General features: G+C 47.1%; 16 protein-coding genes. All 16 read right to left on the reverse strand.

From position 1 onward, the window contains the following. Positions 1-3: 3 nt before the first annotated feature. The 16 genes from dnaG to ACFPXP_RS20810 all read right to left on the reverse strand — a co-directional run bounded on the left by dnaG (position 4) and on the right by ACFPXP_RS20810 (position 15,635). Complete coding sequence (dnaG, locus tag ACFPXP_RS20735) at positions 4-1,845, reverse strand: DNA primase (protein ID WP_379896349.1); 1,842 nt, start codon at positions 1,843-1,845, stop codon at positions 4-6. A 45-nt stretch (positions 1,846-1,890) separates the two neighbouring features. Further along, a complete protein-coding gene (locus ACFPXP_RS20740; protein ID WP_379896350.1) occupies positions 1,891-2,358 on the reverse strand; it encodes a YaiI/YqxD family protein in 468 nt (155 codons plus the stop codon). Between the two features lie 128 nt (positions 2,359-2,486). After that, a complete protein-coding gene (locus ACFPXP_RS20745) occupies positions 2,487-3,308 on the reverse strand; it encodes a pyruvate, water dikinase regulatory protein (protein ID WP_379896351.1) in 822 nt (273 codons plus the stop codon). After that, on the reverse strand, positions 3,308-5,380 hold the full coding sequence (gene glyS, locus ACFPXP_RS20750; RefSeq protein WP_379896352.1) for a glycine--tRNA ligase subunit beta: 2,073 nt from the start codon (positions 5,378-5,380) through the stop codon (positions 3,308-3,310). The genes ACFPXP_RS20745 and glyS overlap by 1 nt, the downstream gene beginning before the upstream one ends. Further along, entirely contained in the window at positions 5,373-6,263 is an 891-nt protein-coding gene (glyQ, locus tag ACFPXP_RS20755) for a glycine--tRNA ligase subunit alpha (RefSeq protein ID WP_379896353.1), read from the reverse strand. The genes glyS and glyQ overlap by 8 nt, the downstream gene beginning before the upstream one ends. A 361-nt stretch (positions 6,264-6,624) precedes the next feature. Continuing rightward, positions 6,625-7,368: a DNA repair protein RecO gene (gene recO, locus ACFPXP_RS20760; protein WP_379896354.1), complete on the reverse strand. Its 744-nt coding sequence runs from the start codon at positions 7,366-7,368 to the stop codon at positions 6,625-6,627. A 30-nt stretch (positions 7,369-7,398) separates the two neighbouring features. Beyond that, positions 7,399-7,548 (reverse strand): YqzL family protein, encoded by a 150-nt coding sequence (locus tag ACFPXP_RS20765; protein ID WP_379896355.1) that lies wholly within the window; start codon positions 7,546-7,548, stop codon positions 7,399-7,401. Positions 7,549-7,750: 202 nt separating this feature from the next. Next, a complete protein-coding gene (gene era, locus ACFPXP_RS20770; RefSeq protein ID WP_379896356.1) occupies positions 7,751-8,647 on the reverse strand; it encodes a GTPase Era in 897 nt (298 codons plus the stop codon). A gap of 18 nt (positions 8,648-8,665) precedes the next feature. Next, positions 8,666-9,070, reverse strand: coding sequence for a cytidine deaminase (cdd, locus tag ACFPXP_RS20775; RefSeq protein WP_379896357.1), 405 nt, complete (start codon positions 9,068-9,070; stop codon positions 8,666-8,668). A gap of 3 nt (positions 9,071-9,073) precedes the next feature. Then, positions 9,074-9,571, reverse strand: coding sequence for a diacylglycerol kinase family protein (locus ACFPXP_RS20780; protein WP_379896358.1), 498 nt, complete (start codon positions 9,569-9,571; stop codon positions 9,074-9,076). Continuing rightward, on the reverse strand, positions 9,568-10,047 hold the full coding sequence (ybeY, locus tag ACFPXP_RS20785) for an rRNA maturation RNase YbeY (protein ID WP_379896359.1): 480 nt from the start codon (positions 10,045-10,047) through the stop codon (positions 9,568-9,570). The genes ACFPXP_RS20780 and ybeY overlap by 4 nt, the downstream gene beginning before the upstream one ends. Continuing rightward, positions 10,044-12,293 (reverse strand): HD family phosphohydrolase, encoded by a 2,250-nt coding sequence (locus ACFPXP_RS20790; RefSeq protein WP_379896360.1) that lies wholly within the window; start codon positions 12,291-12,293, stop codon positions 10,044-10,046. Before ACFPXP_RS20790 ends, ybeY begins: the two co-directional genes overlap by 4 nt. Positions 12,294-12,311: 18 nt before the next feature. Further along, a complete protein-coding gene (locus ACFPXP_RS20795; protein WP_379896361.1) occupies positions 12,312-13,283 on the reverse strand; it encodes a PhoH family protein in 972 nt (323 codons plus the stop codon). Positions 13,284-13,289: 6 nt separating this feature from the next. Further along, positions 13,290-14,486 carry a sporulation protein YqfD gene (gene yqfD / locus ACFPXP_RS20800; protein ID WP_379896362.1) on the reverse strand — a complete coding sequence of 399 codons (1,197 nt, stop codon included), beginning with the start codon at positions 14,484-14,486 and terminating at the stop codon, positions 13,290-13,292. Positions 14,487-14,517: 31 nt separating this feature from the next. Beyond that, positions 14,518-14,799 carry a sporulation protein YqfC gene (yqfC, locus tag ACFPXP_RS20805; protein WP_379896363.1) on the reverse strand — a complete coding sequence of 94 codons (282 nt, stop codon included), beginning with the start codon at positions 14,797-14,799 and terminating at the stop codon, positions 14,518-14,520. Positions 14,800-15,173: 374 nt separating this feature from the next. Further along, positions 15,174-15,635, reverse strand: a complete 462-nt coding sequence (locus tag ACFPXP_RS20810; protein WP_379896364.1) for a hypothetical protein — start codon at positions 15,633-15,635, stop codon at positions 15,174-15,176. Positions 15,636-15,645 lie beyond the last annotated feature (10 nt).

A 15,645-nucleotide genomic window follows, 5' to 3' on the forward strand; every position in this document is an offset into this window, starting at 1 on the left:
TCGTTACTGTCTGTCTTTATTATGATCTTTCAGCTGTCTTTCCAGGGTTATAATTTCGCTACCTAATTGTATTGCTTTAGCTACATCGCCGATTTTTTCCGCCTGCAGCATTTCCTGCTTTTTTTGTTCGAGCCATTTTTGCTTGGGCACGATTTGAATCGTACGTATATACTCGGTTATAATTTCAGGAGAGTATTCAGGTCCGGGTTCCATCATCAAGATTGTACTGGCCGTTCTGACTAACTCATCTTCCTGGAGCGTGGAAACAAACCGGCTCACATCGGCTTCGCTGTTCTGAGCAAAGTAAGCATATAAGTAAGCGGCTAATGCCGCATGCACTTCTACATTCAACTGGTCTCCAAGCTGTTCTTGAACTTCCAGCGTCAATTCCCGACTGTGCATCATAAGGTATAAAAGATTTCTTTCGGCATGATAATAAGCCGGTTTCAGCGCAGCAGGAGTACTCTTCCTATCATTCATTACATTATTCCACGGTTTTTGTATATTATCCCCAATTCGCTGTTTTTTTTGGTTTTCCTGCCTCATTTCATGCATTTCTTGCTTTAATGTTGCGATTTCAATATCGCAGTCTCGAGAAAGCTCTTTGAGATACAGTTCACGCTCACTTGGAGCCTGCAGCTGGGATATAATATGCAGTGAAGAACGAATATAGGCAAGCTTGCTGTCTGGCTGATTCAAATTGTATTTTCGTTTAAACCATTGCAGCTTGAATTGCGTCGATGTCAGCGGGGACCCGATAATTTCAGTCATAAAAGTCCGATTTCCATGTTTCATGATATATTCATCGGGGTCCATCCGCGGCGGAAGCATCGCGACTTTCACATGAAGACCGGATTGCTCCAGCACCTGCAGATTTTTATAGGCTGCCTTCTGTCCCGCTTCATCTCCGTCATAGCAAAGAATGACTTCAGCTGCATAGCGCTTCATCATGGATGCATGCTCGGAAGTTAAAGATGTTCCCATGGCTGCAACGCCGTTGTCAACCCCCGCTTCCCATGCTTTAATGACGTCAGCATAGCCTTCAAACAACACAATTTGATTTTTCTTCCGAATATACGGCCGAGCTTGATGCAGGTTGTACAGTACCTTGCTCTTATGAAAAAGTTTCGTTTCCGGTGTATTTAAATATTTGGGCTGTTGGTCTGAATGCAGCACCCTGCCTGCAAAAGCAATAATTCGTCCTTGATGATTGTGAATCGGGAAAATAATTCGTTCCCGGAATAAATCCAGATAACCATTGTTTCCATGGCGAACCAATCCGCCCTGCTCCAATGAGGATAAGTTATATCCTTTACTTTCCAATACCTGTGAGAGCTTATCCCAGAAGGCTGGAGCGAAGCCGATTCGAAAGGTGCGAATCATTTTGTCCGTGAAGCCGCGTTCGACTAAATATTGCTTAGCCGGTTTACCCTGTTCTGTACCGTTTAACACCGCCTCATAGAACTTGGCCGTCAATTCATACGCCTCAAGCCACATGCGCATTTCTCTTTGCTCTGGGGTATCTTCCGAGGCCTTGTTGTCCCATTGCACAGGTATTCCCGCTTCTTCTGCCAAGAACGCCACGCTTTCGGGAAACGATAAGCCTTCCACTTCCATTACAAATCGAATGGCGTCTCCGCCAGCGCCGCAGCCGAAGCATTTGTAAACTTGCTTCTCTTGATTCACATGGAATGAAGGGGTTTTCTCGGAATGAAACGGACACAAGCCTTTATAGCTCGTTCGGCCGGATTTGGACAAAGAAACCGTACGGCCTACCACATCTACAATATCGATAGCTTGCAGCACTGCTCGAATCGTTTCTTCCGGAATCATTCCGCTGTTCATATCAGCTCACCTTCAATATGCACACTTTATTATTCGATGCCATGCCTATTTTTCCTGCAAAATACGCAAAATGTTTGTCAAAGCTTGTAGAAAAATTTTTCGATCCGCATCCGTCATGGCTTTTGGACCTTTCGTCTTGCCCCCGCCCCTTCTTTTTTTCGCATTTAAATGCCTCACTGCCAGCAAATAGTCGATATTTTCCGATGTATATTGCTCTCCTCGGTTAGAAACAACAACTGCCCTTTTCCCAAGGGCAATCGCTGCGAGTCCGAAATCTTGTGTAACGAGAAGCTGGCCTGGCCTGATCTGATTGGCAATATACATATCCACCGATTGAAATGCACGGTCCAGCTGTACATAGTGAATGGTCTCACTTCCGCCGCCGTGATCCAAATGATGGTCAATCGTCGATACGAACACGGCCTTTACGCCCATGTCTCTCGCCGCGGAAATAATTTGCTGCTTGACTGGACATGCATCGGCATCTACGTAAATGACAATCTCCTCAGACATAGCCCATTACTCCGTTTCTGCCTGCAATTTCTAATATTATATACGCGAACATGAAAAAAAATCCTGCCAGTTTTCATAAATGTCATTTCTGACCAACGAAGCATCTGATCTGCATCACGATGTACGGTTTAATGGTTTCGATAGTGCCATTCCTGGATGATCGATGCCGTTTCCTCTACCGCCTTATCGGATACGTCGATCACAATACAACCTAGGCGCTCCATTAATTCCTTCGCATAAACGAGCTCCCGTTCGATTCGGTCCACTTGCGCGTATGCGGCATCCTGCCCCAATCCAAGTGACCGGAGTCTTTCTTTGCGAATGGCGTTTAACTTTTTTGAGCTGATTTTAAGGCCGATAATTTTGTGGCGCTTGGCCATAAACAGCTCTTCCGGGGGACTGATTTCTGGAACGAGAGGTACATTGGCCACCTTGAATGTTTTATTGGCTAAGTACATCGACAGCGGTGTCTTTGAAGTTCTCGATACGCCGACCAGTACAATATCTGCTTTCAGAATCCCCTTCGGATCCCGGCAATCATCATATTTAACGGCGAATTCCACGGCTTCGATCTTTTTGAAATACTGCTCGTCCAATCTGTGAATAATGCCCGGTACGTGCTTTGATTCCTGATCTAACCGCTGTTCGAACATGTCTACTGCAGGGCCCAGCACATCAATACAACTCATGCCGTATTCATACGCCCTTCGCAGAAGATAGTTTTTCAGCTCCGGAATAACGAGTGTAAAGGCGATGACCGCATCCGTATCTTTCGCTAATTGAACGACACGGTCTACAGCCGTCTTAGATTCAACGAACGGGAATCTGGTGATTTCCAATTGAACCGGATGGAATTGAGCGGCGGCCGCTCGGACCACCGACTCCCCCGTTTCACCCGCCGAGTCAGATATGACATAAACCTTAAGGCATTTTTTCTTCATATCCGTCATTACCACACTAGTTTTTTAAAGTCTGCGAATTGTTCGAAAGCAACGGAAATCGTCTTTAGCAGAGCCAGACGGTTCTGGCGAACAGCCGTATCCTCCGCCATGACCATCACTTGATCGAAGAAAGCTTCAATCGGCTGCTTCAAGCTGCTGATACGCTGCAGGGCCTCCTGTTCTTGCCCGGAAGCAAGCGCGGCAGTATATGCCGCTTCCTGGTCCTTCCATGCTTCGAACAGCTGCTTCTCCGCATCGTGCTCGAATAGCGCGGGTTGAATTTGTTGATGTTCGGCTTTCGCCGCCAAATTGTGCACCCGATTAAACGATTCTACCGTCTCTTTCATTCCATCGGTATGAACAGCCGCATCCAGCGCCTGCGCCCTGCGGATCGTTGAACCAATGTGCTCGCAGCCGGCGGCCAGTACTGCATCGACCACGTCATACCGAGTAAATTCATTCAGTACATTCTTCACTCTGAGCGCAAAGAAATCCATCAAATCCTTATGAATCTCCTCTTCACTTCTTTTGAGCAGCCCGCTCTTCTTCAATACGGCCATCGAAATGCTGAACAGCTGGGATAATGTCAGCTGCAAATCATGCGCCTGAATAATTTGAACAATCCCTGCAGCTTGTCTGCGCAGCGCATATGGATCTTGTGATCCTGTCGGAATAATGCCGATCGAGAAACAGCCGGTCAAAGTGTCGAGTTTATCCGCAATACTGACCACTGCACCTATGATCGAGGCAGGAGCCTCATCTCCCGAGAAGCGAGGTTGATAATGCTCGAAAATCGCGCGGGCCACCTCCGGCTCCTCTCCGGCTTTCAGTGCGTAGTCCGTCCCCATCACGCCCTGCAGCTCAGGGAATTCATAGACCATTTGAGTAACTAAGTCGAATTTGCATATTGCAGCCGTGCGCTTCACCTGTTCATTCTTCTTGCTGTCCAACGACAGCAATTCGCTGATTTGCTCAGAGATCATCTTAATGCGGCGAACCTTGTCGCCAATCGTGCCGAGCTCCTCGTGGAACACGATTTTATCCAGTTTATGCAGCGCAGTCTCGATAGCGAGCTTCTGATCCTCCAGATAGAAGAATCTAGCGTCGGACAGGCGCGCACGAAGTACTTTTTCGTTCCCTTTGGATACTTGCTCCAGATTATGATCGTTTCCGTTACGAACCGTGACAAAGTAAGGAAGCAGTTCTCCCTTGTCGTTCAATACCGGGAAATATCTTTGATGCTCCCGCATCGATGTGATCAGCACTTCCTTCGGAATATCTAGAAATTCCGGTTCGAAGCCTCCATACAGCACGGTCGGATATTCGACCAAGAACAATACTTCCTCCAGCAAATCCTCGGAAATCGAAATGTTCCACTGCTGCTTCGCAGCAAGCTCATGAATCTGGTTCAAGATCATTTGCTGACGTTCTTCCACATCGACGATGACATATTGCTCTTTCAATGCATCTGCATACTGCCCTGCTTCAGACAAGGTCACTTTATTTCCCAGGAAACGGTGTCCGTTCGACACATTCCCAGCAGCCACACCGGTAATGTCAAAAGAAACGATCTCCTGTCCGAATAAGCATACTAACCAGCGGATCGGCCGAACATAACGCAAATCATGACTTCCCCATCTCATATGCTTCGGGAAGTGCAAAGACGTAATGATTTGCTTCATTCCTTCGGGCAGTACACTGATGGTGGATTGTCCAACACTGCTTTTATTCGCATAAACATATTCCACACCGTTCATCTCTTTGAAAAATAGAGCAGAAGGCTCCACGCCTTGTCCTCTAGCGAATCCAAGAGCCGCCTTGGTCCATTCTCCCTGTTCGTCAAGAGCGATTTTCTTCGCTGGGCCTTTCGCTTCTTCTGTCATATCGGATTGCTTTTCAGCCACTGCCTTCACCAGTACAGCAATTCGGCGCGGAGTGGCGTAGCTCGAAAGTTCCTCATATGAAATGCGGGATTCGTCCAGCCATTTCTTAATTTGTTCTGTCAGCTGTTCCATCGCTCCCCGCACAAATCGAGCAGGAACCTCTTCCATTCCGATTTCTAACAACAGATCTTTAGCCACGTCCATCCTCTCCTTTGCTTTTGAGTAGAGGGAATCCGAGACGCTCCCGCTCCTGCAAATAAACCGCAGCGCACTCCCTAGCCAAGTTGCGTACCCTCATGATGTAGCCGGTTCTCTCTGTTACGCTGATCGCTCCTCTAGCATCGAGCAGGTTAAAGGCATGAGAGCATTTCAGCACATAGTCGTATGCTGGGAAAACCAGATTTTGCTCCATCGTCTTTTTCGCTTCTTCTTCGTACATATTGAACAATGTGAACAGCAGTTTCGTATCCGAGATTTCAAACGTATATTTGGAATGCTCATATTCGGGCTGATGAAAAACATCACCATAAGTAATGCCGTCCACCCACTCTAGATCGAACACATTCTCTTTATTTTGAATGTAAGAAGCAAGACGTTCCAAGCCGTACGTAATTTCAACCGCGACCGGGTTTGCGTCAATGCCTCCGACCTGCTGAAAATAGGTGAATTGTGTAATTTCCATACCATCCAGCCACACTTCCCAGCCTAAGCCCCAAGCACCTAACGTCGGTGATTCCCAGTTATCCTCGACAAACCGGATGTCATGTTCCAGCGGATCGATACCTAATGCCTTCAAGCTGTCCAGATACAGCTCCTGCACGTTATCCGGCGAAGGCTTCAGAATGACTTGGAATTGATGGTGCTGATACAGACGGTTTGGATTTTCACCGTACCTTCCGTCTGCGGGACGCCGGGATGGCTCCACGTAAGCTACGTTCCACGGTTCCGGGCCGATGCTCCGTAAAAATGTCATCGGATTCATCGTGCCTGCACCTTTCTCTACGTCATAAGGCTGTACGATAATACAGTTTTGCTTCGCCCAATAGTCCTGCAGGGTCAAGATCATCCCTTGAAAATTCAAGACCTTCACTCCTTTTCATATATGTTTCTTCTTTATGCAGCCTAAAAAGCCTCCGTCCAACTATGCCTGAACAAAGGCATAGGGACGAGAGGCTGCTCCCGCGGTTCCACCCTATTTGACTCCTCTCTGTCAACGAAACCTTCGAACGGAGAAGAAGCCCACTTTCCGATTTCATGCTCAGGAATGCCCTTCTCTGTATCGATCGATCGGGCTTTCACCATCCCCGACTCGCTGAACTGCTCGTATACAGATACTCTTTTCCCTCAACGCATGGCAATATGCTGATGTTCTCATATATTAGCATGTGCCGACCATTTTTTCAATCTTTGCAAATAATATCGTTCTTCAAATATCGACACACTTATATCCCATACTCCTTCATTTGATCTAAAAACGATCGAGCCTTCCATTTGATATGAATATGCGTATCCATAAACCGCCTTAACAACTGCTGTGTTTGCTGTTTCGTGCCGTCTGATACGTTCGTTTCTCCGAGCCTTTTCAAATCCAGTCTTTGCAACATGTACAGCAGCTTCCGCGCCTTATCGTCCACCGGCATGCGGTACGTATCCTGTGTCTGGCAATCGGTGCACAAGGCCCCACCCATCCCTGGACTAAAGTAGCTCAGCCGCTCCTTCGCTCCACACGACACACACGTATCGAAAATCGGCGCATAGCCTGCTAAATGAAGCATTTTCAATTCATAGGTCTGCATCACGATAACCGGATCCTTGTCAGCTTCAAGAGCTTCGAATCCGGCAATTAACTGATGAAATATTGCGGAGCTGCCTTCCTGTTCCTCCATCAGACGATCTGTAATTTCGGCCAAATAGGCTGCATATGCCGATTTATACAGATCCGTTCTTAGCGCATGAAAGGATTGGATGGTTTCCCCGTGATTTAATGTACCCATGTCCCCAGATTTATAGAAAACAAAGTCAGCATGTGTAAACATCTGTACAACCGCGGAGTGGCGGCTTTTGACCTTTTTAGCACCTTTGGCCATCACCGTCACCTTTCCGGTTTCTGTCAGCAATTTGACAATTTTGTTCCCCTCACCGTAATCAAATGACTTGATTACAACGCCCTCAGCCCTTTGCAGCATAACACCGCTTCTCTCTTCCCATGATCAAAATTATAGTTCCTGCTCCAACTCAGGCAGTTCTTCTACGGAAGCCTGTTGGAACACTTCCTCCTGCCCGTTTTGTTCATTCATTTGCTTATACAATAGATATGCATCCACATCTCCAGTCTTCATAAAATACTTCCACGAAAAGTCTCGCATTCGTATTCAACCCTTTCGATGTAGATAATGATGTGGGTTCATAATAGAACATTTTCCAATATCTGATCTTATATGAGTAGGATGCGAACTTCGCCCTTCAACTATCCCATGCAATAAGTGGCATGCATATCGCGGAAGCAAATCGAACAGGTGATTTAAATCAAATGACGATATAGACTCGGCCGAAACATACAGCTTGAATCTAATCGTTGCGGAATCCTAAATCCCGCAGTACCGCATCTTGATTGCGCCAATCCTTTTTCACTTTAACCCACAGCTCTAGAAAGATTTTTGAACCGAGCAAGTGCTCAATATCATGCCGAGCCTGCTGGCCAATCTCCTTCAACAGAGCGCCTCTTTTCCCGATGATAATCCCTTTCTGAGAGTCCCTCTCCACGAAAATCACCGCTGATATTTCAACAAGTCCATTCTCTTTTACCCGCATATCCTCGATTTGGACCGCGATCGAATGCGGAATCTCCTCACGGGTTAAATGCAGTATTTTTTCTCGAATGAGCTCTGCACATATGAACTGCTCCGGATAATCCGTAACTTGATCCGACGGATAGTACTGAGGCCCTTCCGGCATGTAGCGAATAATTTGCTGCAGCAGTGTTTCAACGTTGCTTCCCTGCAGCGCGGATAGTGGAACCAATTCCGCAAAATCATACAGCTGCTTGTACTGTGAAATGATCGGCAGCAACTCTTCCGGATGCACTTGATCGATTTTGTTCAGACCAAGGATCACAGGGGTGTCAATGTTTTTCAACTGTTCAATGATAAATTTGTCGCCGGCACCCAAGCCTTGTGAAACGTCGATCATAAACAGTACGGCGTCCACTTCGTTGAGCGTGCCCTGGGCGACCTTGATCATAAAATCTCCCAGCTTCGATTTCGGTTTATGTATGCCTGGCGTATCGATGAAAACGATCTGCGCGTGATCCGTCGTATACACGCCCTGAATTTTATTACGTGTTGTTTGCGGCTTATCGGACATAATCGCGATTTTTTGTCCGATGACTTGATTCATAAGTGTGGATTTACCTACATTCGGCCTGCCGATAATCGATACAAATCCGGATTTATAAGTTTGGCTCATGTTTTCCCTCCGTTGTTGTCACATCTCTAACTCAAAAGCGCCGGGAAGCAGCTTCGCTACTGTCGTCTCCGCAGCATTCCCTCGCAAATTCGATAAAAATACCGGCATGTCCGGCAAACACAACTCCACCATCACTTGTCTGCATACCCCGCACGGTGTAATGGGCTGCTCAGTATCGCCAACGACAGCCATGGCTTGAAACGATTTAGGCTGAACACCATCGGCAATCGCACTGAACAACGCCGTTCGCTCTGCACAATTCGTCGGTCCATAAGCGGCATTTTCCACGTTGCAGCCGTAATATATTTTGCCTGATGGAGACAAAAGCGCCGCCCCTACCTTGAATTGCGAATACGGAGTATACGCTCTCTCCCTTGCTTCTTTCGCCGCTTCGATAAGCTTACTCTGCAGACTGTTCACCATGGATCACTCCTTTTTTTGATGTTCTTCTGCTTTTCTATTCGTCAGTTTATACCAAGCACTGTACAACAATCCCCCGAAATAAGCGGCTCCCAGAAGAAGCATAACGAGCCACCTCCAAAGCGGCGTTCCCCCATCCGATGCGTGAACGATTTCAGGCAGCAGGATCAGAATGCCTATACATACAGCAAAGACCGCTGATACAAGAACAGCGGCCGCAGCGGTATCTTTTGCAGCTTTAGCTAAAGGATGAAATTCCGGTTGAACTAAATCTACGATGCATTCCACCGCCGTATTCAACAATTCGCAAGCAATGACCATCGCCATCGCCAAGATCAGCAAACATAATTGGCTCGTGCCGACGCCTAAGAGAAAAGATAGAATCACCACTCCGAGCCCTGCGATGAAATGCAGCTGCAAATTTCGCTGCGTTCGGAGTGTAAAAGCGATCCCTTGCGCAGCGAACGTGAAGCTTTTCACTGCGCTTTTGCGCCATGGATTCATCTGGTTAATCCCGCTTGCAGGAGTACGCTCTCCTGTTTTGAGAACATCACCTTCTCCTGGTCCTCTCCGTCATGGTCGTAACCGAGCAAATGCAGCAGTCCGTGAACGAACAGAAAGCCTAGCTCTCTCTCCGCGGAGTGGCCGTATTCCTCACTTTGCGCAAGCGCCGTTGGAACCGAAATAATGATGTCCCCCAGCATTTCCGAAGGCGACTCTTCTTCAAATACAATGTCCAAATCATCGTCCAAATTCTCTCTCATCGCAAACGAAAGCACATCGGTAGGACGATCGATGCCCCGATATTCTTTGTTCAGCCGATGGATCGTCTCATCGTCGACGAAAGTAAGGTCCACTTCTCCGGACTCCAGCCCCTCCATCTCAGCTGTGATCTCCAGCAGCTGCTTCAGCTTCGAAATGAATGGATCTGTAATTTCATAAACATCTTGCTCGTTGCTCCATTCCAAGCTCACGTTCATGACGCATGTTCTCCCTTTGCCTTGGATTTATCCGGCATTTCCGGGTACTCAATACGAGAGTGGAAAATGCCCAGCAGTGATTCCTTCAGTGATTTCCCAATCGTATCCAGTTCTTTGAGCGTTAAATCGCACTCATTGAACTGTCCATCCTCTAAACGATCTTTAATTATTTTATCGACCATCGAATCAATGTGCTCGATCGTCGGATTTCGCAGCGAACGGACAGCTGCTTCGATGCAATCCGCAATGCCCACTACCGCTGCTTCCTTGCTCTGCGCTTTTGGACCAGGGTAGCGATAGTCTTCCTCCTTGATTTCCTCGCGTTCCTCTTCCGGAAGCTCTTCCTGCATCTTGATTGCTTTATGATAGAAATATTTTAATAGCGTTGTGCCGTGATGCTGGCCTGCGATATCGCAGATTTGCTTCGGAATTTTATACTCCTCCAGCATTTCGACACCGTCACGCGCATGAGCGACGATAATCGATTTGCTTAAGCTTGGCTCGATCTGGTCATGCGGGTTCTGCATGCTTCCTTGATTTTCAATAAAATAGCTCGGACGCTTCGTCTTACCGATATCATGATAGAATGAACCAACTCTGCAGAGCAAACCGTTCGCTCCGATTGCTTCAGCGGCGGCTTCCGACAGGTTGCCTACCATGACGCTGTGATGGTACGTCCCAGGAGTTTCAGTCAGCAGCTTGCGAAGCAAGGGGTGATTCGGATTCGACAATTCAACGAGTCGCAGCGGCGACAAAATGCCGAAGGTGACCTCGAAGAAAGGCAGGAGACCGATCACAAGCACTGCAGTCAGCAATCCGCTGGCGCCACCGAATACGTAGGACATAATAACATCTTTCGTCGTGTAATCATTATGGAGCAGCAGCAGCGCTGTAATCGCAATGATCGAAAACAACGAAACCAATAAGCCCGCTCGTAAAATAATCGAACGCTGGCTTGCTTTATTAATCGCAAAAACCGAAACAAGACCGACCACGGCAGAAACAAGACCAAATCGAAAATCAAATATAGCTTGTCCCGAATCTTGGTTGTACATCATGCTGGACACAATACTCATGATCAAGACGGAGACAAATGCCAGACGATGATCCAGCAATACCGAAATGAGCATGCTGCCAAGCGCTACCGGCGCGAGAAAGCCGATATAGGGATATTCCAGGTTTTGACCCATATGCACAATTTTCATGCACACCAATGTGATGATATAAATCAGCGTCAGCATCAGCAGTTGATTGTTGTTTGTACTGATCGGCAGCTTGCTCTGCCGATTAAACATATAGATCGCCGCGACGAACAGCAGGACAATAAATAAGAGTCCTAATTCCGACCAGAAATTATCTTCTGCATTCGTCAATCCGAGATCAGACAGCTGCTTGTATTTTTCCGGTGTAATGACCTCTCCGGCTTTGACCAATACATCGTTTTTTTGATAATAGATCGGTTCAACACTGGCTTTCGCTTCTTCTTCCGCTTCCCTTGTAGCCTGCTCGTCATAGAATCGGTTCGGGATCATGACGAATCGTGAAATTTCCTGAACAATTTCCCGCGCAGTCGTCGAAGATAAATCTGATGCGTTGACGAGCTCAGCCACCTTCGATCTAGCCGCTGTTGCATCCAGCAAGGCATCGCTAGCCAGCTTTGAGACGATATCCTTCGTCACGTTCTCCATGTCCGCAATTTGATCTACAGAAGCTCTAGGAAGCTTGAAGTATACTTCCTCCGGCAGCCTATACTGCTGTTCAATGATCTCTTTTTCTGCCTCTGCCTTCAGCTGAGGTCTGTCCGACACATTCACAATCGTTCGATTCACGAACACATTAAACTCGCTTGGGAAAAAGCTTTGGAAAATTTTCACCTTTTCCGCGCTCGTGAACTGCTCGTCCCCATTAATCGTCTCCAGCTTATCGTAAATGCTTTCAATGAGATCGGTAGATCTGACGGGAATCGTCGTATAGACATCCTGAACCTTCGCCACAGCTTCCTTCATCGCCTTATCCGTCGCCTCTGTATCCAGAAGCTGTCTTGGGGCTAGAATGTCGCTTTCGCTTCGTGTCCCTTCTTGAATATTATAGGTCGGAGGGATTACCGGATTGGCTAGAGTCACATAAAAGAAGATGATTAGTAAGATGTAAAATACGGCTCGCACCATTCTATTCTGCTGCCAGCCTTGCATTTTTATGGACCATTTCGCTTTCGATGACGTATTTGATGATGTTTTCGCAATCATGGGAGAGTCATTCCTCTCTTATCCATCTTTTAATGCATCCGTATTGTATGCAGTGATGATTTTTTGTACTAGTGAATGCCGAACAACGTCCTGCTCAGAGAAATAGATGAATCCGATCTCTTCCACGCTGAGAAGAATACGCTCCGCCTCTACGAGACCGGACTTTTTTCCCTTCGGCAAATCGATTTGAGTGATGTCGCCGGTGATCACCATCTTCGATCCAAAACCGAGACGAGTCAAAAACATTTTCATCTGCTCCGGTGTTGTATTCTGCGCTTCATCTAAAATAATAAAAGAATCATTCAGCGTTCTGCCTCTCATATAAGCAAGCGGAGCCACTTCGATGATTCCCCGCTCCATAAACTTGGCCACTTGCTCAAGTCCGAGCACATCGTGAAGGGCATCATACAACGGTCTCAAATAAGGATCGACCTTCTCCTGCAAATCTCCAGGCAGAAAGCCTAGACTTTCACCCGCCTCGACAGCAGGCCGGGTCAAGACGATTCTTTTGACCTTGCCTTCCTTCAAAGCAGCAATAGCCATCACGACGGCCAAGTACGTTTTACCGGTACCTGCCGGTCCGATCCCAAAAACGATGTCCTGCTTTTTAATGGTCGTAATGTAATGTCTTTGTCCGATCGTTTTAACGCGAATTGATTTTCCCTTGAACGTACTTGTAATCTCTTCTTTGAACAAATCGAGAAGCTGATCCGCTTGAAACGTTTTGGACAACTCTAGTGCGTATTGCACGTCTCTCTCACTGATCGTATATCCATTTCTGATCAATTCCAACAGCACTTCAAAAAGCTGCTGCAGAGAATCGGTTTCGTTAGAAGTGCCTTGAATTACAACTTCCCCATCGCGGGTTAATATTTTGGCGTCGGTCTGCTGCTCGATAATATGCAGATATTTATCCCCTGGTCCGAAAAGCGACAAGCCTTCCGAGGTATTCTTAAGTTCGATTTTTACTGTTTTTTGTTGTTCAACCAACAGGCCTCATTCTCCTTGATTGATCTGGATTATCGGTTGCTCCTGAGCAATGTTCTGTTCCACTTCGAACAGTACTTTCATATAAACTTTACCACTGTCTGTCTTTTCATGCAAAATATTTGTTTTATGAATGACCGCGCCTTCGCCTGCCTTAGCCAGCAGTCTCTGCTCCGCCTGACTTAAACCGATTGTTTTCGCCTCTTCAACCGTTCTGGACTGCGTCGTCCATTCGGCCTCCATCACCTTCTCGCTCATCCAACCGATCGGAAGCTCCCATCCAAAGATGGAGAATCTCTCGATCTCTCGTATTGCCTCCGATTTCTCGAATTCCGTTTTTCCGTATCCGTAGACCTTCAGGCCTCGGCTGCCGAACACCACATAATTGCGCTGTATCATATTTCCGGTGTAATTTCTCGTTTTTGAGGTCAAAGGAACTTCAATATGCATGACGTGCCAAACTAACCCCTTTACCTTTCCTTCCGCCACGACAATTTGTTGGTTCTCCTCGTCGCCCAGTACTCCGGATATGAGCACATCTCCTTTTTTAACACGCGTATTGGGATCAACCTTCGGGACGCCTCTTTCCGTGAAAATTTCAGTAATCACGGCATCGGAGGTCGAGATCAGGTGCCTTGGATTTTTCAGAGGCTTTTCCTCCTTCAGCGCCGATTCCACCACCTCAATATAAATTTGTGTGCCTTCTTTGCGAACGCCAACCCAGGACACACCGGGCAGCTCCTGCATCAGCGCATCGGACAAAGCTTCAGGTTCGTCCAATTTGAAAGACCACTGATATTTATAGATTCCATGTTTTCTAGCCGCCTGGAGCACTTGCTGCTCCGATATCTTATCATTTCCCGTCACATGAACGCCCCAGACTAACGAGGTCAAAATGTAAATGCCCGCTAAAAACAGCGGAATGCCGAGGGCTAGTACCTTTCTGCGCCAAATTTTTTTCAGCAAGAACGGAAGCCCGTCTCTTCTCAGCACATGCATGCGACAGCCTGTCTGCTTTAACAGCGGCCGGAGCCTGGCTGCATCGCTCACAAACAAGGACATCCGGATTTCTCCAGATGGCCGCTTATGTACATTCCATATTTTAATGTTTCGATGCGTCAGTTCATTAATAAACTGCTCTTGTTTTCCTTTGCGCACTTCAATTTCAACCGAACCTTGCACATAAGTTAAGAAACCGGATTGCACGTCACACGCCCCCCTTATCGCTTTATAAAAGTTAAGCTTGAACGTAACGGATATCGTCAATGGTGCCTTCGATAAACACCTCTTCCGTTAAAATAGCTCGAATCACCAGTCCTGTTCCTTTGATCTCCATCGTTCCCGTACTCAGCTTAAGCTGCAGCTGCTCAGGCGAAAAATGGAGCACTCCCCGATGATTTTCGATATACAGCTGCATATTGCCGATCATCGTAATTCGAGGAAGGTCGAAGACCACATCCTTGGGCAAATCCAGCACATTTGCTGTCCATTTTTTTAGCTTCCGATTTAGGCCGAGCATGAGTAGAATAGCCTCCTATATCGTTTATGGCTTACCCTGATTTTGCTATGAAAGGGAGAATTCACAGGCTCTTACACCATATGCTCGCATCCCATAAAATATGAGTCGCAGCTGAGTCTGTTTATGGGGATTCTCCTTTTGGAACCGGTCATAGGCTTGTTGACGACGGTTCGCTCATAAAGCTGATCAGTAATCCTCATTTGGAAAATCGTACTGCTGGAACGGTGGTTATATGGTGATTAGAGCAATGAAACTTGGCTTCATCCAAGATCGCATCAGTGAAATTCAACAGCTTTTCTGCAAAAAAAGACTGCGGAGAAATATCTCCACAGTCTGAACCTCCAGCATGGAAGGTTGAGATTTCAATCCATCAATTAAATACGATTTCTACCGTAGGGGCGCTTCGCTCTTGGCGGTGCAAAAACTTCCGCCCACATCATTCCCTGAACCGGATCCGGTTTGACGGACATGGTACGCTTCACAGGCGGACCAGCCTTTCTCGGTTTATTGATCATCGAATTAGACATCTGCACGGTACGTGCTGTCGTGGCCATTCGAGCTGACGGTTCCGGCTTTTTCTGTACAGTCTCGCTTATCGCTTGCTTCGATGGACGAGGCCGTTCCGACTGCATCTTCGCTTGTTGTACAGATGGGCGCTCCACACGTTGGCGCTTCGGTGCATGAGGCGGCTGCCCGCCAAACGAAGGCATTCCTTGCCGAGTTCTAGGCTGGCGCTTCGTCTGATTCGTACCGGACTTCACCATTCCTTTAAAAAAGCTGTACACGAAGACCAAGGCTACGATCACGAAGCCGATATTGGATACGATTAAATCCAAGAGGCTTTCC

It is taken from the genome of Marinicrinis lubricantis (assembly GCF_042658665.1).
In the GTDB taxonomy this organism is placed as follows: Bacteria; Bacillota; Bacilli; order Paenibacillales; family KCTC-33676; genus Marinicrinis; species Marinicrinis lubricantis.